This is a genomic window from Plantactinospora sp. GCM10030261, assembly GCF_042666615.1.
GTDB lineage: Bacteria > Actinomycetota > Actinomycetes > Mycobacteriales > Micromonosporaceae > KBS50.
This window is the reverse complement of record NZ_JBHTDD010000025.1, coordinates 98,887-115,292: the sequence shown is the minus strand read 5'-3', so window position 1 is coordinate 115,292 and position 16,406 is coordinate 98,887. Positions and strand designations below refer to the sequence as shown.

General features: G+C 73.0%; 10 protein-coding genes. 4 read left to right on the top strand and 6 right to left on the bottom strand.

Annotated features, from left to right (window positions below; translation table 11 throughout):
* The first annotated feature begins 198 nt into the window (after positions 1 to 198).
* Positions 199 to 537, top strand: coding sequence for a DUF6966 domain-containing protein (locus ACFQUZ_RS25170; RefSeq protein WP_377446396.1), 339 nt, complete (start codon positions 199 to 201; stop codon positions 535 to 537).
* Between the two features lie 115 nt (positions 538 to 652).
* Here ACFQUZ_RS25170 and ACFQUZ_RS25165 read toward each other — a convergent pair whose 3' ends face one another.
* From ACFQUZ_RS25165 to ACFQUZ_RS25155, 3 genes are all read right to left on the bottom strand, one after another.
* Complete coding sequence (locus ACFQUZ_RS25165; protein ID WP_377446395.1) at positions 653 to 1,672, bottom strand: DUF3068 domain-containing protein; 1,020 nt, start codon at positions 1,670 to 1,672, stop codon at positions 653 to 655.
* A 61-nt stretch (positions 1,673 to 1,733) separates the two neighbouring features.
* Positions 1,734 to 6,761 (bottom strand): alpha-(1->3)-arabinofuranosyltransferase family protein, encoded by a 5,028-nt coding sequence (locus ACFQUZ_RS25160; RefSeq protein ID WP_377446393.1) that lies wholly within the window; start codon positions 6,759 to 6,761, stop codon positions 1,734 to 1,736.
* A complete protein-coding gene (locus ACFQUZ_RS25155) occupies positions 6,758 to 8,431 on the bottom strand; it encodes a substrate-binding and VWA domain-containing protein (RefSeq protein ID WP_377446391.1) in 1,674 nt (557 codons plus the stop codon). The genes ACFQUZ_RS25160 and ACFQUZ_RS25155 overlap by 4 nt, the downstream gene beginning before the upstream one ends.
* A gap of 121 nt (positions 8,432 to 8,552) precedes the next feature.
* Here ACFQUZ_RS25155 and ACFQUZ_RS25150 point away from each other — a divergent pair, with 121 nt between their 5' ends.
* Entirely contained in the window at positions 8,553 to 9,734 is a 1,182-nt protein-coding gene (locus tag ACFQUZ_RS25150; protein WP_377446389.1) for a glycosyltransferase family 4 protein, read from the top strand.
* 55 nt (positions 9,735 to 9,789) lie between these two features.
* On the opposite strand, the gene ACFQUZ_RS25145 is transcribed toward ACFQUZ_RS25150, so the two are convergent.
* Genes ACFQUZ_RS25145 through ACFQUZ_RS25135 form a run of 3 tightly spaced genes read right to left on the bottom strand, consistent with a single transcriptional unit; the run spans position 9,790 to position 14,291 of the window.
* Positions 9,790 to 11,538 carry a hypothetical protein gene (locus tag ACFQUZ_RS25145; RefSeq protein ID WP_377446401.1) on the bottom strand — a complete coding sequence of 583 codons (1,749 nt, stop codon included), beginning with the start codon at positions 11,536 to 11,538 and terminating at the stop codon, positions 9,790 to 9,792.
* A gap of 51 nt (positions 11,539 to 11,589) precedes the next feature.
* Entirely contained in the window at positions 11,590 to 13,536 is a 1,947-nt protein-coding gene (locus ACFQUZ_RS25140; protein WP_377446387.1) for a hypothetical protein, read from the bottom strand.
* Positions 13,533 to 14,291: an FkbM family methyltransferase gene (locus tag ACFQUZ_RS25135; protein WP_377446385.1), complete on the bottom strand. Its 759-nt coding sequence runs from the start codon at positions 14,289 to 14,291 to the stop codon at positions 13,533 to 13,535. Before ACFQUZ_RS25135 ends, ACFQUZ_RS25140 begins: the two co-directional genes overlap by 4 nt.
* Here ACFQUZ_RS25135 and ACFQUZ_RS25130 point away from each other — a divergent pair.
* Complete coding sequence (locus tag ACFQUZ_RS25130; protein WP_377446384.1) at positions 14,290 to 15,627, top strand: nucleotide sugar dehydrogenase; 1,338 nt, start codon at positions 14,290 to 14,292, stop codon at positions 15,625 to 15,627. The two genes, ACFQUZ_RS25135 and ACFQUZ_RS25130, sit on opposite strands and share 2 nt — an antisense overlap.
* Positions 15,624 to 16,403 (top strand): glycosyltransferase family 2 protein, encoded by a 780-nt coding sequence (locus ACFQUZ_RS25125; RefSeq protein WP_377446382.1) that lies wholly within the window; start codon positions 15,624 to 15,626, stop codon positions 16,401 to 16,403. The genes ACFQUZ_RS25130 and ACFQUZ_RS25125 overlap by 4 nt, the downstream gene beginning before the upstream one ends.
* The last annotated feature ends 3 nt before the right edge of the window (positions 16,404 to 16,406 follow it).

Sequence of the window (16,406 nt, the reverse complement as noted above, 5' to 3'; positions counted from 1 at the left end):
ACCCGACGGCTCCACAGCCGACTGTCCCACGGTGGTCTCGGTCGTCATCTGGCGTCTCTCCCTTGATCGGTCGATCAGCCGTTATTTGTACAGTCCCCTGTCCAAGACGACCGGGCCGACGCCGGCTTCGGTTGGTCGAGCGTGCCTTCGAGTGACAATAGGTCCAGACAGACGTAGAAGCGGCACGGGGAGGTGGAAATGACTGTGCCAGCAGGCGCTCACGTCCATGATCGTTTACGGGAGCTGAAGACCGCGCTGGAGGAGATGGAAGATCTTCTACGACAAAACGATGCTGGGAACTGGGCAGACTGGATCCGACAGGTTCTCGAAGGCCTCGAACGACGCGACGCCGATGCGTTGGAGAATTTGCTGGGTCGTTACCGCGGCGGCATGGGTAGTTTCAACGACCTTGTAGTAGGAGAGTTTTCCTGGTCAGGTGGCCCTGTGCCCGCCGCGGTCCGGCGGGCCAACGACCGGCTGAACGAACTTCGTGACAGGTGCTACTCCGCCGCAACGTACCTGCGCGATCGTCTGTGAGAGGACGGACGGGCGCACGCGGCGCTCGGGATCCGGTCCGCCCTTCGAAGGCGGTCCTGGCATGCGAAGGGGCCGGGGTCGTGTCGACCCCGGCCCCATCCGATCCGTGACAGGGCTACGGCGAAGCGGTCGCCTTCTCCTCGGGGGCGACCGGCTCCACGGCCGGACGCGAGTGGCGTCCGGCGCGGCCCCGCCGGGCGGACAACATGACCGCCACGACGATGAGGACGACGCCGAGCACGGCGAGTCCGATCGGGGCCCACAGCCTGACGGTCTGCAACTGCTGGCGGTTGCTCGACGCGGTGTCCGCGCTGCGCTTGATGGTGTCGTCGGTATAGGTGAACACGGCGCTGAGGATCTTGACCGACTCGCCGTTGTCGCCGACGAGGCTCTTCTCCTGGGCCTCCCGGACCTTGATGTACTGGCCGGTCGTCGGCTCCACCCAGACGGTCCGGGTGTTGTTGTAGACGATCTCACCGCTCTTGGCGCCGGGCACCAGCTGGCTGAGCAGGATCTGGAGTCGGTCGTTCGGCAGTTCCTGCCGCTCGCCGCGGATCTCCTGGGTGAACTCGTAGGTCTCCAACCCGTTGATCTTCTCCGTCCTGACGAAGTTCGCGGGCCGGGTGGCGTTGATGTCGCGGTCGAAGATCTCGTACGTCTTCTTCTCGGTGCCGAACGGGAACTTGTAGATCTGCCCCGAGTAGCTGACGCTCTGCCGGTTGTTGCCCGTGTCCAGCCACTGCCCGGTCCACGACTGGGCGGCGGCGGTCGTGCGGTCGACCGCCAGCGCGGTGCTGTACGCGCTGATCAGGTCGTCGTTGTCGACGCGGATGACCTCCTGGCCGACGAGCCAGACGACGGCCTTGCCGTCGAGGTCGCCCTCCAGGTTGGCGGTCGCGTCGGTGTCCGGCTGCACCGTGATGGTGGACCGGAGGTTGCCCTGCTCGACCGTGGCCTCCCCTTCGGTGATCTGCAGGAAGGTGGCGCTTGGCGCTTCCGCGATCGACTGGGTGCGGTCCAGGTCGTACGGCAGTTGTGCCACCCGGGGACCGACGATGAACGCCAGCCCGGCGGCGAACACCAACGCGAGGACTCCGAGGCCGAGCAACGCGGCGCCGATGACGCGGGACCTCATTGTGCCTCCCATTTTGTGACGGTTCCCGGGCGGAGACGTCCGCCGGCTGGGCAGCAGGTTACTACTGCGTAGCCTCCGAGGGCGACCCCCGATTCGGTCGGCGTCGCAAGACGATCGTGAAATTCCACGTCGATGTTTCCCGCAGCCCGGGGATTCGTGCCATCCACTGTGCCCAGCGCGGGTGATAGCGGGGAATCACGTCGACGACGTCCAGGCGTCCGTCGCGGCGGGCGGTTCGCACCCAGCGCATCGCCCGCGCGGCGCTGACCGGGAAAAGTGTCTCCCGGTAGCGGTTCTTGGGCTCCCGTCCGGTCCGCCGCGCGTAACGTCGCCGGGCCCGCTCACCGCCGAGGTAGTGCCACGGCGAGGTCTCGTGCCCACCCCAGGGCGACAGCCACGGCGTGAACGAGACGAAGACGGTGCCGCCGGGGCGGGTGACCCGCAGCATCTCGTCGAGCATCGCCTCCGGCGCCGACACGTGCTCCAGCACGTTCGACGAGTAACAGACGTCCACGACCGCCGATCGCGCCGGCAGCGCGGTTCCGCTGCCACGCACCATGCCGGCCACCGCCGCCCCCGCCGCGGCGAAGTCACCGACGGCTGGATCGAGTCCGACGTACGTGGCGCCGGCGGCGCGGAACTCCTCGGCGAAGTAGCCGGGACCGCCCCCGACATCCAGCACCACGGCGCCGTTCAGGTCCGCGTACGACCGCAGTTGACGCACGGAATCCGTGGCGAGCAGGGCATAGAACCGGTCGGGGTCGGTCTGCTCGTGCCGGAAGGCGCGGAACAACGCCAGCGAACGGCCGACCGTGGCCCGATGCGCGGCAGGCGGCTCGGGCGCCGTCGGCCCGGATTCCGACGCGTCCGACGGCCCGGGTTCGCCCGAGTCGGACCCGGGCTCGCCCGGTGTCGGCGGCTCCGCCCCGACCCGGGCCGACGGCGCCACGGTCGCCACCACCGAGCAAACCGCCGCGAGCATCGCGGCCTGCACGAACGTGCCGTACGCCCAGTCCTGGCCGTGGCCCTGAAGCCGGCCCGCGACGGCGACGACGGTGCCGGCGCCGGCCGCGACGAACGCGACGGCGGGCAGTGCCGCGGGTCGCAGTTGGCGCACCAGCATGGCGGCCAGCAGGAACGCGATCGCCGCGACGCCGCCTAGGACGATTGTCAGCGCGGCCAGCGGCACCGTGATCAGCCAACTCCCGCCCGTCGCCGGTGTGCCGAGCGCCCGCCGGCGCCGACCGGCCGGTACCAGCGCTAGCACGCCGACCAGCAGAACGGCCGCCGCGCCGCCGGCGAGACCGGCCCGGTACGGACCGTCCGGCGTGAAGGTGAGCCGCACCGTCCCGCCGGAACCGGCCGGAACCTCGTACGCCTGCTGCCACCCGTCGACACGGACCGGACGCAGCCGCTGGCCGTCCATGGTGGCCGTCCACCCGGCGTTGCGGTTCTCCGGTACGACGAGCAGCGCCGTGTCGCCGGCGGCGACGGTCACCGTGCGGTCGGTGACGCCCCAGTCGACCACCTCGACCGCCCGCTGCCGGGCCGGTGCCGCCGACCGCGCACCCGGCGTACCGTCCGGTGCCGCCGAGGGCGCACCGGAGCGGTCCGCCGCACCCGGCGTACCGTCCGGCGTCGGTCCGGTCCCGGTGAGGGCGGCGGTGTCGACGAGGAACGCGGCGGAGGGCGTGGTGTGCAGCCGGTGCTCACCGGCGGCGAGCCGGACCGCCTCGCCGGCGAAGTCGTCGCAGATGGTCACCGCCAGCGGTCGGCCGTCGCGGAGGTCCGCGAGGGTCCCGGAGACCGACGTCGGATAGGCCACGCCGTCCAGTTCGACGGTGGGCCCCCGGCCGCACGGCTCGGTCACGGCGGCGTCGTTGGCCCCCGGTCGCGGCAGGTCGTCGAGCGCCGGTATCTCGACCTCCGCCACGCCCACCGGCGCCGGCCAGCCGTTCCCACGGTGGTCGGCGAGCGTCGCGACCTGATCGGTGACCCAGATATCCAGCCGGTCCGTGGTCCGGGCGGGGAACCTGACCCACCCGTCCGCGTCCACCGGCGCGACGGTTTCGCCAGCCGCCGTGCGCAGGACGACCGCGCGGGGCGCTGCCGAGACCGGCGCGGTCGAGGTGACCAGCCGCAGCCGATCCACCCGGCGCGGCTGCGCCCAGGCGAGGCGCAGGGTGGGTGCCTCGTCGACGGGTTCGGCGAGCCAGGCCGTGGCCGGGTCGCCGTCCACCGCCGCGTGGGCGGCCACCGTGACATCCCCACCGAGCACCGACGACGCGGACGCGGTGACCGGCGACGTGACCGGCGCGGTGGCGCCCGGCCGGGGACGCGCGGTCAGCCTCAGGCGGTAGTCGGCCGGCACCGGGGTGCTGAAGAACCGGTCCAGTCCCAGCGGCTCCTCGCCGTCGCGGGCCAGGAACTGGTCACACCGGATCTCCGTCCCGCTCGGGTAACAGGCGCCCCGGTCCTGCGGGGCCCGGCCGAACAGGTAGCTGGGAGGTGTGGTTGCCCCGGCCACGTCGGCCGGGGCCCGCAGCGCCCGGTGTGCGTCCAGACCTGGGATGCCGAGTTCGCGCAGGGCGACCGCGCCGCCGGCGTACCCGGGGCGCAGGGCCAGCACGGTGATCCGCAGGGTGGTGGTAAGTCCGGGCAGCGTGGCGAGCCGGTGCGGCCCCGGCGTGGCGGGCACCTCGCGGTCCACCGCGCCCTGGTCGGTCCCGATGCGGACGTACCCCACGGGCGAGGCGACCCGCAGGTCGTCCACGAAGTCGACGGCCAGTTCGTCCACCCGGCGGGGCGTGTCGAAGGTGACCTCCAGCCACTGGCCCGCGGGTTCGGTGAACGGATCGGACCGCCAGGACGTCCGGCGGTCCCCGTCCAGCGCCGCGAACGGCAGATACGATGGTTCGCTGGTGCCGGTGGTGTCGGCGAAGGCCCAACTGCTGGACGCGTTCACGGAGCGGACGCCCTGGTACGCCGCGACGGTCCCATGCTCCTCGACCTGGAACGGCGTGAGGTCGCTGCGGGCCCGGCGCTGGCGGGTCGGCTCGTCGGCCGCCAGCGTGTGGCTCACGTTGTCACGCATCCGGCCGACGTTCAGCTCACGCCGGCGCAGCCCGTCGGTGACGATGCGGGCCTGCCCGGCGGTGTCGAGGTCCGCCGTGTCGCCCGCGAACACCACCGGCTGCCGCCCGTCGATGAGCCCCTGCTCCAGCAGGCCGAGCAGCGACTCCGGTCCGCCGCTGACGACCGGGACGTCGGCCAGCGTGGTCGCCGAGGCGACCGGGACCGGCGCCCCGACCTGGAATATCTCGATCGACGGTACGGCCGCCGTGGCGTCGACCGGGCTGCGCCGGGCGTCACCGGCCCCGGTCGTCGGCCCGAAGGACGCCACCGGGGTGAGGCCGGGCGAGCCGGCGACCGCCCGACGGACGACAGCGATCGGCGGCGCTCCGGTGGCCACCCGGTCGTTGTCGTGCCGGACCAGCAGGTAGCGGTAGCCGGCGCGGGCCAGGAAGTCGGACAGCCCGGGGGAGCCGCGGCCCTGGGCGAGCACCGACTCCACGGTGTCCATGACCCGGATGTTGCCCTCGGAGCCGAGCGGGATCTGGTGCCGCGTCGACCACGGCGCCCCGGCCAGCGGTTGGATCGGCTCGTCGACGGTACGTCCCCAGGTGTTCTGCGCGAACCCGGTCCCCGGCACGACGAGGGTGCGGGCGGTCGGATCCTGGGTGGCGAGCCAGGCCGTCGCCTGCCGCCAGTGCGGCGGGATCTGGGACCAGCCCGGGCCGGGACGCAGCAGCAGCAGCCACGCCGGGGCGGCCGCCGCGAGCAGGAGGCATGCCACCACCGGTGCCGCCGGTACGCGGACCCGGGGCACGGCGAAGCGTCGACTGGCGGCGTGCGCGAGGCCGAGCACGAGCGGCAACCGCAGCACCGGTTCGAACTTGTGCACGTTGCGTAGCGGCGCAAGGGGGCCGTCGAGCAGGTCGCGGGCGCCGGCGGCGAGCGGGCTGTCCAGCGTCCCGAGGTAGCCGACCGTGAGGAGGGTCAGGCCGGTCAGCATGCCGAGGACGAGGAACCGCCGCTCCGGCAGCCCGCGCAGGGAGAGCCCGACGAGGCCGACCACGGCGACCAGCGCGGTGGCCGCCATCAGGCCCGCGTTGTCGATGAGCACCCAACCGGCCGGCCACCACGGATCGCCCTGCACGATGTAGCCGACCCACTGGTTGGTGCCGCGGATGGCCTGGAACTGCGACGCGACCGCGGTGGTCGTCGCGGAGGACTCGATGTAGTCCAGGAACGGAAGGCTGTACTGGCCGAACAGCAGCAGCGGAACGGCCCACCAGAGGCTCGCCCCGGCCACGGCGACGCCCCACCACGCGGCCAGCGCCGCCAGGTGCCGGTCCCACCGCCGGGTCGCCAGCCACAGGGCCGGCAGCACCAGGGCCATCACGACAGCGGCGGCGTTGATCCCGCCCATGCCGAACACGGCGAGCCCGGACAGTGCCGCAGCGCGGCGGGCCGATCCGATCCGATGGGCGGCCACCAACGGCAGCATCACCCAGGGCAGCATCACCACGGGGAGCATCTCGGACGACAGCGGCCCGATCTCGGTGAGCATCCGGGGCGCGAGGGCGTACCCGAGGCCGGCGAGCACCTGCCCGGTCGGGGAGCCGATCCGCAGCGCGCGGGCGAGCAGCACGACGCCGAGGTAGGCGGTGCACAGCAGCAGCGCGCACCAGGCCCGCTGGGTGATCCACGGCGGCACCCCGAGCAGGTCGCCGGCGGCGAAGAAGGGGCCGATCGGGAACAGGTAGCCGTACGCCTGGTTCTGCAGCTCGCCCGAGGTGGCCGCCGGGTTCCACAGATGCAGGGCGCGGGCCATGAAGCCGGCCGGGTTGACGGCGAGGTCGAGTTTCGTGTCGAAGGTGACCTGCCCCGGCCGTTGCCCGGCGGCGACAGCGACCAGCAGGAGGGCACCGAGGACGGTGCCCAGCCGCCGGCCGCGGCGCGTCTCGTCGCCGGGTCGGGACGGTGCGGATCCCACCGTCGTCCGGTCCCGCGTGCCGGCGCTCATCGGCGGCACTTCGGCGGCAGGCAGCTGAACTCGGCAAGCGCGGTGAAGAAGATCTGCCGGATCCCGGCCGGGTTCGGGGTCAGCGCCACCCGACCACCGGTGACGTCGGCGATCTGTTTCAGCTCCGCCGGATCGATGTCCGGGCCGACGCCGATGAACAGGATCGGCAGCGGCCGGCGCGGGTCGTGCAGCGCCCGCAGGTCCTTGAGCAGCGCCGCGCGGCTGATCCCGTCGGGATTCTCGTCCCTGCCGTCGGTGAGAACCAGCACCATGTTGATCCGGCCGGCGGTCCAGTTGCGGGTCCCGTCACGGTAGGCGGCGAGGGTGGTGTCGTACAGGCCGGTGGCGCCGTTCGGCTTGACCCGCACCCGGTCGAGCCGCTCGACGATGTCCGATCGCCGGGGGCCCACCGGGCCGACCGGGACGACCTCCCGGTAGTCGCGGCCCCCGTCGAGGTCGGTGGAGAACGTCCAGACCCCGATCTCGGTGGTGTCCAGCAGCAGCCGGACGCCCCCCTGCGCGGCCTTGACCGTCGCGGACAGGCGGGTGTCCCGCGTCCCGGGCACCTGCGCCGCCATCGAACCCGAGACGTCCAGCACGGCCAGCAGCCGGGCACTGAGATGCACCCCGCCCCAGGCGTTGAGCAACGCGACGGCGTCGGCAGCGGATGGTATCGGGGCCGGTGGATAGTCGGCGGCGCGGATTCGGCCGGTGTCGTCGACCCCGGCCGGCGCGGCACCGCCCGGCGTACGCAACCCGTGGCGGGTCACGGTCGCCGCGCCCTCGGCCGCGAGCATGGCTCGCAGGAACGCCGCGGCACCCTCCTGCGACCGGCTGGAGGACAGGACCGCGTACGGGTAGTCGGGGCCGGGCAGGGGTTCCGCCGGATAGACGGCGACCTGCTCCGGCCCGCCCCGCAGGACCGCGTACTCGCTGCTGACGACCGCGGCCTCGGCGGTGCCGGGACCGGCGGGCGCGGGCGGCGCCTCACCGGACATGCCGACGGTGCCGGGCGCCAGCCGGCGCATGGTCGCGGCGACGGCTGCCGGCTGGTCACCGGCAAGGGAACGGATACCGGCCAGGGCGCCGAAACCGAGCGGGCTGGTGGCCGGGTCCGGCAGGACGACCGGCACCGGCGCGCGGTCGGCCGCGACGAGGCCGGCCCAGTCGAGCCGCCGGCCGGGCCACCCCAGCCGGGTGGCCGACCGGCGGTCGAGCGCCAGCACCACGGGTGTGGTCGCCACCGAGACGCCTGTCTCGGGCACCTGGAAGACCCCGGCGTCGCGGGCGCGCCGCAGCCAGAGTGTCGACTCGGGCAGCCAGGCGTCCGGCGGCGGCGCCGGCGTCGCCGTGGCCGAGGCGGTGGGGGAGGGTCCTCCCGGCACGACCGCGGCGAGCCCCCTGAGGACGTCGGCCGACTCCCGGGGCTCGACCGTGACGTCCAGGCAGCGGTCGCGGGCGGCGAGCTGCTGGCCGACCTCCTGGGCCGCGGCGGCGACGCTGGGCGCCGCCGCGATCCGCAGTGTCGTGCGCTGCGTACACGCGGAGTCGCTGCGGGTGCGGTCGAGATAGGTCACCGCCGTCCAGCCACCGAGCACGGCGACGAGAGCGGCGCTCAACACGACCACCGGCCAGAACTCCGGTCGTCGTCGTAGGCCACTGTTCGCCACGGAACCTCCTCCGCCATGCGACCGCTTCGATCTCCCGCTCGGCGTTGCGGATCGTACCGGCGGCGCCATAGGGTGACGCGACCGCGAATCGTACTCGCCGGTAGGGGTGAACGAGTAGGCCATGACCAAGGTCGAGCGTCGCCACGTACTGTTCCTGAACTGGCGGGACCGGCTCCACCCCGAGGGCGGCGGTTCGGAGGTCTACATCGAACGGATGGCCGCCGAGATCGTGGCCCGGGGGTATCGGGCGACGATCCTCTGCCAGGCCCACGCCAACGCGCCCGCCGCGGAGACGACGGGCGACGGGGTGCACGTGCTGCGGCGGGGCGGCCGGCACACGGTCTACCTGTGCGCCGCGTTTGTCTACCTGGCCGGGGCACTCGGCTTCGGTCCGTTGTCGGGCCGGCGCCTGGGCCGCCCCGACCTGATCGTCGACGTGTGCAACGGCCTGCCGTTCCTCAGCCGGGTCTACGCCCGCCGCCCGGTGATCACCCTCGTCCACCACGTGCACCGCGAACAGTGGCCGGTGATCTTCGGCCCGACGGTGGCCCGCGTCGGCTGGTGGATCGAGTCACGGCTCGCGGTCCGCTGCTACCGGAGCTGCCCGTACGTCACGGTCTCCGAGTCGACCCGGGCGGAGCTGGTGGGGCTCGGGGTGGATCGGGCCAGGATCAGCGTCGTGTACAACGGCACGCCCGAGGTCACGCGGCGTCCGGTGGCCCGGACGCCGCATCCGAGCCTGCTCGTCCTCGGTCGGCTGGTGCCGCACAAGCGGGTGGAACTCGCCCTGCGGGCGACCGCCCTGCTCTCGCTCGAACTGCCCACCCTCGAACTCGTGGTCGCGGGGCAGGGATGGTGGGAGGAGCCGTTGCGGCGTCTCGCGACCGACCTGGGTGTCGAGCGGTGCGTCCGGTTCACCGGGTTCGTGTCCGAAGACGACAAGGACGCGCTGCTGGGCGCGTCCTGGCTGGCGGTGACGCCGTCGCTGAAGGAGGGCTGGGGGCTCACGATCGTGGAGGCGGCCGCGCACGGTACGCCGTCGGTGGCCTTCCGGTCGGCCGGTGGTGTCTCGGAGGCGATCGTCGACGGCGAAACGGGCGTCCTGGTGGACGACGAGGTCGACTTCCTCCGGGCGGTACGCCGGCTGCTTCGTGACAGCGACCTTCGGACCCGGATGGGGAGCGCGGCCCGCGCCCACGCCCGGCGCTTCACCTGGACGGTGTCCGGCGACGCCTTCGCCGATGTGGTGTCCGGCCAGCTTCCGGGGACGTCCCGACCGCTACCGGATCAGCGGGTGCCGTAGACGTTCGCGGCGGGATCCTCGTTGACCTGCTCGGCGACGTGGTCGGCGGACGGGTTCACCGCTCCCATCGTCGCGAAAATCGCGATGAAACCCAGCGCGGCACCGAGGACGGCCGCGACGACGAAGGTTGCCAATCTGGCCATGGGTGACCCTCCCCGGGTGCGTGATCCTGCGGACCGTACCACGGTGCCCGCGGGCCGCGCAGTACCAGAACGGCGACAATGATCGTCACCAGGGCGGCCAGCAGGTGGGCCAGCGCGGCGGGCCACCGCTGATGGCCGGTGGCCGGCACGTCGCCGGCACCCGGGTTCTCCCACAGGGCCAGACGCGGGCCGTCGAACGCGGGCCGCAGTCCGGACAGGACGGCCGCCGGCACCTCGGCACCAGGCTCCTTGCGCACCAGCACCCAACGCACGTCCAGCCGCGCCACCGGTTCACCGGCGGCCAGCACCGCTCGGACCCGGGCCGCACGGGGGCTCTCCCCGTCGACCGTCACGTCGCCGACCCGCAGCGCGTCGTTCATCAGCACCGGGGCGTCCAGATAACGCGGGGCCGGATCGCGGACCACCTGGCCGTGGTTCCACCGGTAGCTCTGGTAGCCGAGGAACGGCAACGACAGCACCTCACCCGGCGCGGCCGCGACCCGCGCCGACACCGCGTCCCAGTCGGCCGGGTAGCGCACCGGGCGCAGCTGGCCGGCGACGCCGAACGCCAGGTCGGGCAGGGTTGCCACCGGCAACACCACCGCGGCCACCAGCACCACCCGGGCGGCGGTGCGGTCCAGCCGGCGGCCCAGCCGGTCGGCCAGCACTCCGGCGCCGAGACTCAACCCGAGCGCCAGCAGCAGCGCGTACGGGAGGAGGAACTTCTGACCGTCGCGCAGCAGACCCGCGCCCGGCACGTGCGCCACGAGCCATTCGAGAACGGGCGTACCCGGCGCCGTGCCGGCCGCGGCCACCACGAACGAACCGGCGGCCAGCAGCGCGAGCCGTCCGGCGTACCCGGGCCAGCGGCGACGTAGCTCGACGAGGCCGACGGCGCACAGCGCCAACAACGCCAGGGTCGCCAGCGGCGTCAACGGCGACGACCGGCTGGCCGGCACGGTCTGCGCGTTCCAGATCCCGCCGGTGCCGGCGAGCGCCCCCCAGACACCGCTCCAGTTCTCCGCCCGGGCCGCGAACGCCGCCACCCCGTCCGGGTCGGACCGACCGCCGGCGGCGCTGGTCACGGCGGCCACCGCCCATGGGGCGCAGAGCACCGCGACCGCGCCGCCGGCCACCGCTGTCGCCCGGCGCCAGCCGGGGAACCCGCCGGGCAGCAGCACCGCGACCGTGGCCAGGGCGACCACCCCGCCGGTCGGGGTCAACGCGGCCGGTGCCGCCGCCAGCACCAGCCGGGCCAGCGCCCCCCGGCGGCCCGCCCGCACGTCCCGCGCCGCCGCCACCAGCCAGGGCAGCGCGGCGTACGCCAGCAGCAGCCCCCACTGCCCCAGCAGCAGCCGCTCGGCGAGGTACGGCGTCCAGACGTAGGCGACCGCGCCGACGGCCCGGGTGAGCGGCCGCCCGGTCGGCACCAGCCGGGCCATGCCGAGCGCGGCGAAGTAGACGATTCCCACCAGCGCCACTCGTTGCAGCACCCAGCCCGGCACGGCGAGGTTGGCCAACGACACCACCGCGTCCAGTGGGACCGCCCGCGGCAACGAGTCGGCCGGGGCGACCATGTCCCAGGTCAGCGGCTGCCGGGGGACGAAGACCATGTCGTAGCGCAGCACGTATCCGGGCCGCGCCAGCGGGGCGAGCACCATCGCCGTGATGGCCGCCGCCGTGAGGTGCGAAACCAGCCGGCCGCGCACCGGCTATCCGACCGGCTGCGGCACGAGTTCACCGATCTCGATCTCGTCCGTGCACAGGTTGGCCGCCGGGTCGGCGACAGTCAGCTCGATCCGGTCGCCGCCGCCGTACACCAGCAGGAAGATCGCGTTGAGCCCGCGCCGGACCTCGAACGACCGGGCCTCGCCCGGGCCGAGCCGGAAGGTCGCCGTGGTGTCCCGGTCGCTGAGGTACGCCACCCGCACGGCCTGCCAGTACTCGGGAACCGTCCCGGCCAGCGGTACCGTCACCGGGCGCCCGCCGGTGACCTGGTAGCCGCACCCGGGCGTCGGCCCCGGGCTCGCCTTGACACCCTTGACCCACGCGGGACGGACGGTGCCGGCGGAGTCGAAGACCCACAGCAGCCGCGCCTGCGTCACGAACACCGGATCCTGGTCGAGCGGTGCGAAGAACCGCGACTGCATGTTCCACGGTGTGGACAGGTAGGTGACCACCTGTTCGGGCACCGGCTGGTCCATGAAGACGGTGCCGGGGGCGGCGGTGGCCAGCCCCGCGCGGGCTGTGGTCAGGTAGTCCCGGCCGGCCTTCGACGACCAGTCGGTGGCGAAGTCCGTGCCGCTGTAGACGCTGCTCGACACGAGGAGCAGCACGCAGGCCGCCAGGCCGGCGCCGAACGCCCGAGGATGCGACCGGACCGGCGCCGGAAGGCCGGCGGCCGGATCCGCCGCAGCGTTTGTCGCCGGCTCCTCCGGATCGCCGGCGACCGGACCGGTCGGGCGACCGGTGGCCGCTCCCGCCGGCTGCGGATCGGCGTCGACCCGGCGCAGACCGCACCCGGCGACCCCGACGCAGAGGGCCGCCACCAGCAGCACGTCGGCGATGTAGCGCGGCACGAGACCGGCCACGCCGCTGAACCCCGACCCGAGCCGGGTGGCGCCGATCAGCCCGGCGGACAACGCCGCGTAGAGCAGCAGCAGCAGCCACCCGCGCAGCGCCACGCCGCGCCGCAGCCACAGGGTGGCGCCGACGAGCGCCAGCACCAGCACCCAGGACACCCGTTGCTGGGCGAGCGTCGGTGCCGCCACGGCCGGACCGTCCGAGGCGTCGAGCCAGTTCCACGGGCCGCCGAGCAGCCCGGTGGTGAGGGACTGCCCGAAGAACTGCTGGAGGAAGGTGGCCACCTCGCCGCCGGACGTCGGTCGGCGCAACGACGAGGTCGCCAGGGACAGGTAGCCGGCCAGGAACACCAGGGACACCCCGGTGAGCACGAGCCACGCCGGCCACCAGCGGCGGACGGCGGTCAGCACCGCCCGCAGCGGTCCGCCCGGCGCGTACAGGCAGACCGTGAGCAGGAAGACCAGGGCGACCACGAGCAGCGACTTCTCGAAGAAGACCAGGCCGAGGACGACCCAGAGGGCGAGCGCCACCAGGTGCCGACGCCGCCGGGTCCTGAGGTAACGCACCTGGGCGCCGATCGCCATGATCATCGCCAGCTGCATGGGCAGCAGGTTGATTCCCACCGCCCACCACGCGCTCACCTCGAGGGTGAGCGGGTTGAACAGGAACAGGCACAGCGGCAGCAGCAACCCCCAGGTGGCCGGCAGCATGAGGCGCAGCAGCCGGTAGAACGCGACGCTGACGACCGTCTGACCGATGATCATCAAGGTGGCGTACGGCCAGTAGTCGAACTCGGTCAGCCGGTGGGTCAGCCAGGTGAGCAGCCGAGCGGCCGGCATCAGGTGGTTGTTGTAGAGCGTGAACAGATGACCGGGGCCGAGGCTGGCGGCGTCGGCCTGCGAGATGAGCGGAAAGTCGTCCTGCGTCAGGTACCCGCGGGTGGTGATGCTGGCCCGCCAGACCAGGCTCCCGACGATCAGCAGGCCGGCGACGACGTGCAGCGGATCGCGGAGGATCCACGTGGGCAGCGCGGGTGCGGCCGGCGCCTCCCGGGTTACCACCGGCGCCGCGCTCATCGGTCCGCCTCCGGCCGGAAGAGGACCATGTTGACGTACCGGGGCCACGGCGCCACGACCCGCCGGGCGAAGCTCTGCCGCACCCGCCCGACCGCCTCCCGCTGGTGCGCCACCAGGTCGAACTCGGCGAGCGGCAGCCAGCGGTCACGGGGCATGACGTACGGCCGGTAGCCCCAACCCGCCAGCAGCTCCAGAACCGGACCGACCGGCTGGATCCGGTCCTCCACCTCCACCAACAGCAGCGGACGGTCCCGCCGGATGGTGTCCTCGGCCCCCCGCAACGCCGGCACCTCGTGGCCCTCGACGTCGACCTTGACGAACCGCACGTCGGTGAGGTCGAGACTGTCCACCGTCACCCTGGGCACGGTCACCGTCCGGCCGTCGCCCGCCTCGACCGACGACGTACCGACCCCCGGGCCGCCCTCGGGAAGGTGCAGCGTCGCGGTGCCGACCGAGTCGGAGGCCGCCGCCCGCACCACCCGCACCCGCGGGTACGCGGCCGTGAGGTGCGCCGCCAGTTCGGCGGCCGGTTCCACCGCCACCACCCGGTCGGCGAGCCGGCGCAGGCTCCTCGTCCACGGCCCGTACCAGGCGCCGACGTCCACCGCCGTGCCGCCACGCGGCGCGTACGACGCCAGCCGGGCGAGTTCCGGCTCCACCCGCGGATAGACGGCCCGGATGGCGGCCCCCGTCACGCCGGCCGGCATCGCCGCCGCGAACCGTGCGCTGAGGTCGGATGACAGTCTGCCGGACATGGTGAGGAACCATAGCCGCCCGGCTGGTCGTTGGGCGACGTGCTGGACCCGAGGTTTCCTCACCAGTAACCTGCACACCATCCGCGACGACGCCGCCCCACCACCCGGCCTCGCGCGGCGGACGTGTGAGGCGGCGATGACACCCACCCAGACCCCGGTCGACGTATGCGTTCTCGGCGGCTGCGGTCGGGTCGGCCTGCCGCTGGGCATCGCGCTGGCGTCGCGGGGCCTGTCCGTCGTCCTGTACGACATCGACGCCGCGGCCGTCGAGCTGGTCAACGACGGTACCCTGCCGTTCGCCGAACCCGGCGCCGCAGACCCGCTCACCGAGGCGCTGGCCGCCGGCCGGCTGCGGGCCACCACGGCGGCGGCGAGCGTGGGTACGGCGGACGCCATCGTCGTGGTCGTCGGCACCCCGGTCGACGAACACCTCAACCCGGACCTCGGCGCCGTGCCGCAGGCCCTCGAGCGGTGCGCCGAACACCTCCGTGACGGTCAGCTCGTGGTGCTGCGCAGCACGGTATATCCCGGGGTGACGGCGCTGACCGAGCGGCAGCTGGCCCGCCAGGGCCGCACGGTCGACGTCGCGTTCTGCCCCGAGCGGATCGCCGAGGGCAGGGCGATGACCGAGCTGTTCACGCTGCCGCAGATCATCGCGGCCCGCACGCCCGGGGCGATCGCCCGCGCCGGCGACCTGTTCCGCCACCTCACCGACCAGATCGTGGAGCTGGAGCCGGAGGAGGCCGAGCTGGCCAAGCTGTTCACGAACACCTGGCGCTACATCAAGTTCGCCACCGCCAACCAGTTCTGGATGATGGCCAACGACTTCGGACTCGACTTCGCCCGCATCCGGCACGCCGTCGCCCACGACTATCCGCGCGCCGCGGACCTGCCGATGCCCGGTTTCGCCGCCGGACCGTGCCTGCTCAAGGACACGATGCAACTGGCCGCGTTCAACCGGAACAACTTCGTGCTCGGCCACTCCGCCATGCTGATCAACGAGGGTCTTCCGCTCTACCTCGTCTCCCGCCTGGAGGACCGGTTCGACCTCGCCGAGATGACCGTCGGCATCCTCGGCATGGCCTTCAAGGGTGGCAGCGACGATCCCCGCGACAGCCTCGCGTACAAGCTCCGCAAGATCCTGACGTTGAAGGCCCGGGAAACCCTCTGCACCGACCCGTACGTCGCCGACGACCGGTTCCTGCCGCTCGACGACGTGCTGAAACGGGCCGACCTGCTGGTCATCGCCGCACCGCACGCGGACTACGCCGCGCTCGACACGGACCGCCCGCTTGTCGACATGTGGGGACTGACCGGACGGGGGGTCCGGGTGTGAAACCCCAGGTTTCGGTCGTCATCCCGGTCTACAACGAGGGCGAGTCGGTGGTCCGCTGCCTCGACCGCATCCTGCGCGAGGTGATGTTGCCGGCCGAGGTGCTCCTGGTGCACGACATGCCCGAGGACACCACCGTTCCCTACGCGCGGCAGATCGCCGAACGTGACCCGCGGGTGCGTCCCGTCCTCAACACCTATGGCGCCGGTCCGGCCAACGCGATCCGGTTCGGCATCGACGCCGCACGGGCACCGGTCGCCGTCGTCACGATGGCCGACGGGTGCGACGACCCGCGCCAGATCGACGAGCTGGCCCGCCTCGTCGACCGGGGAGTGGTCGTCGCCGCGGCGTCCCGCTACATGCCCGGCGGCCAGCAGGTCGGCGGACCACGGTTCAAGCGGATGGCTTCCCGCTGGGCGGGCCGCAGCCTGTGGCTGCTCGCCCGGGTCGGCACCCGCGACGCCACAAACAGCTTCAAGGCGTACGACACCCAGTTCGTCCGGGAGGTCGGCATCGAGTCCCGGACCGGCTTCGAGATCGGCATCGAGCTGACCGCCAAGGCCACCCGTCTGCGTCGACCCGTCGCCGAGATCCCCACCATCTGGCTCGACCGTCAACTCGGTGAGTCCCGCTTCGATGTCGGCCGGTTCCTCCCGAGCTACCTGCGCTGGTACTTTTTCGCGTTCGGGCGCCGGCTGGACATGGCTCAGCTCGCGGCCCGCTGGGCCGAGAAGCGGCCGGCCGCCCCGGCGTCCCAGGATTTCGAGAAGGCGCGATAGGAA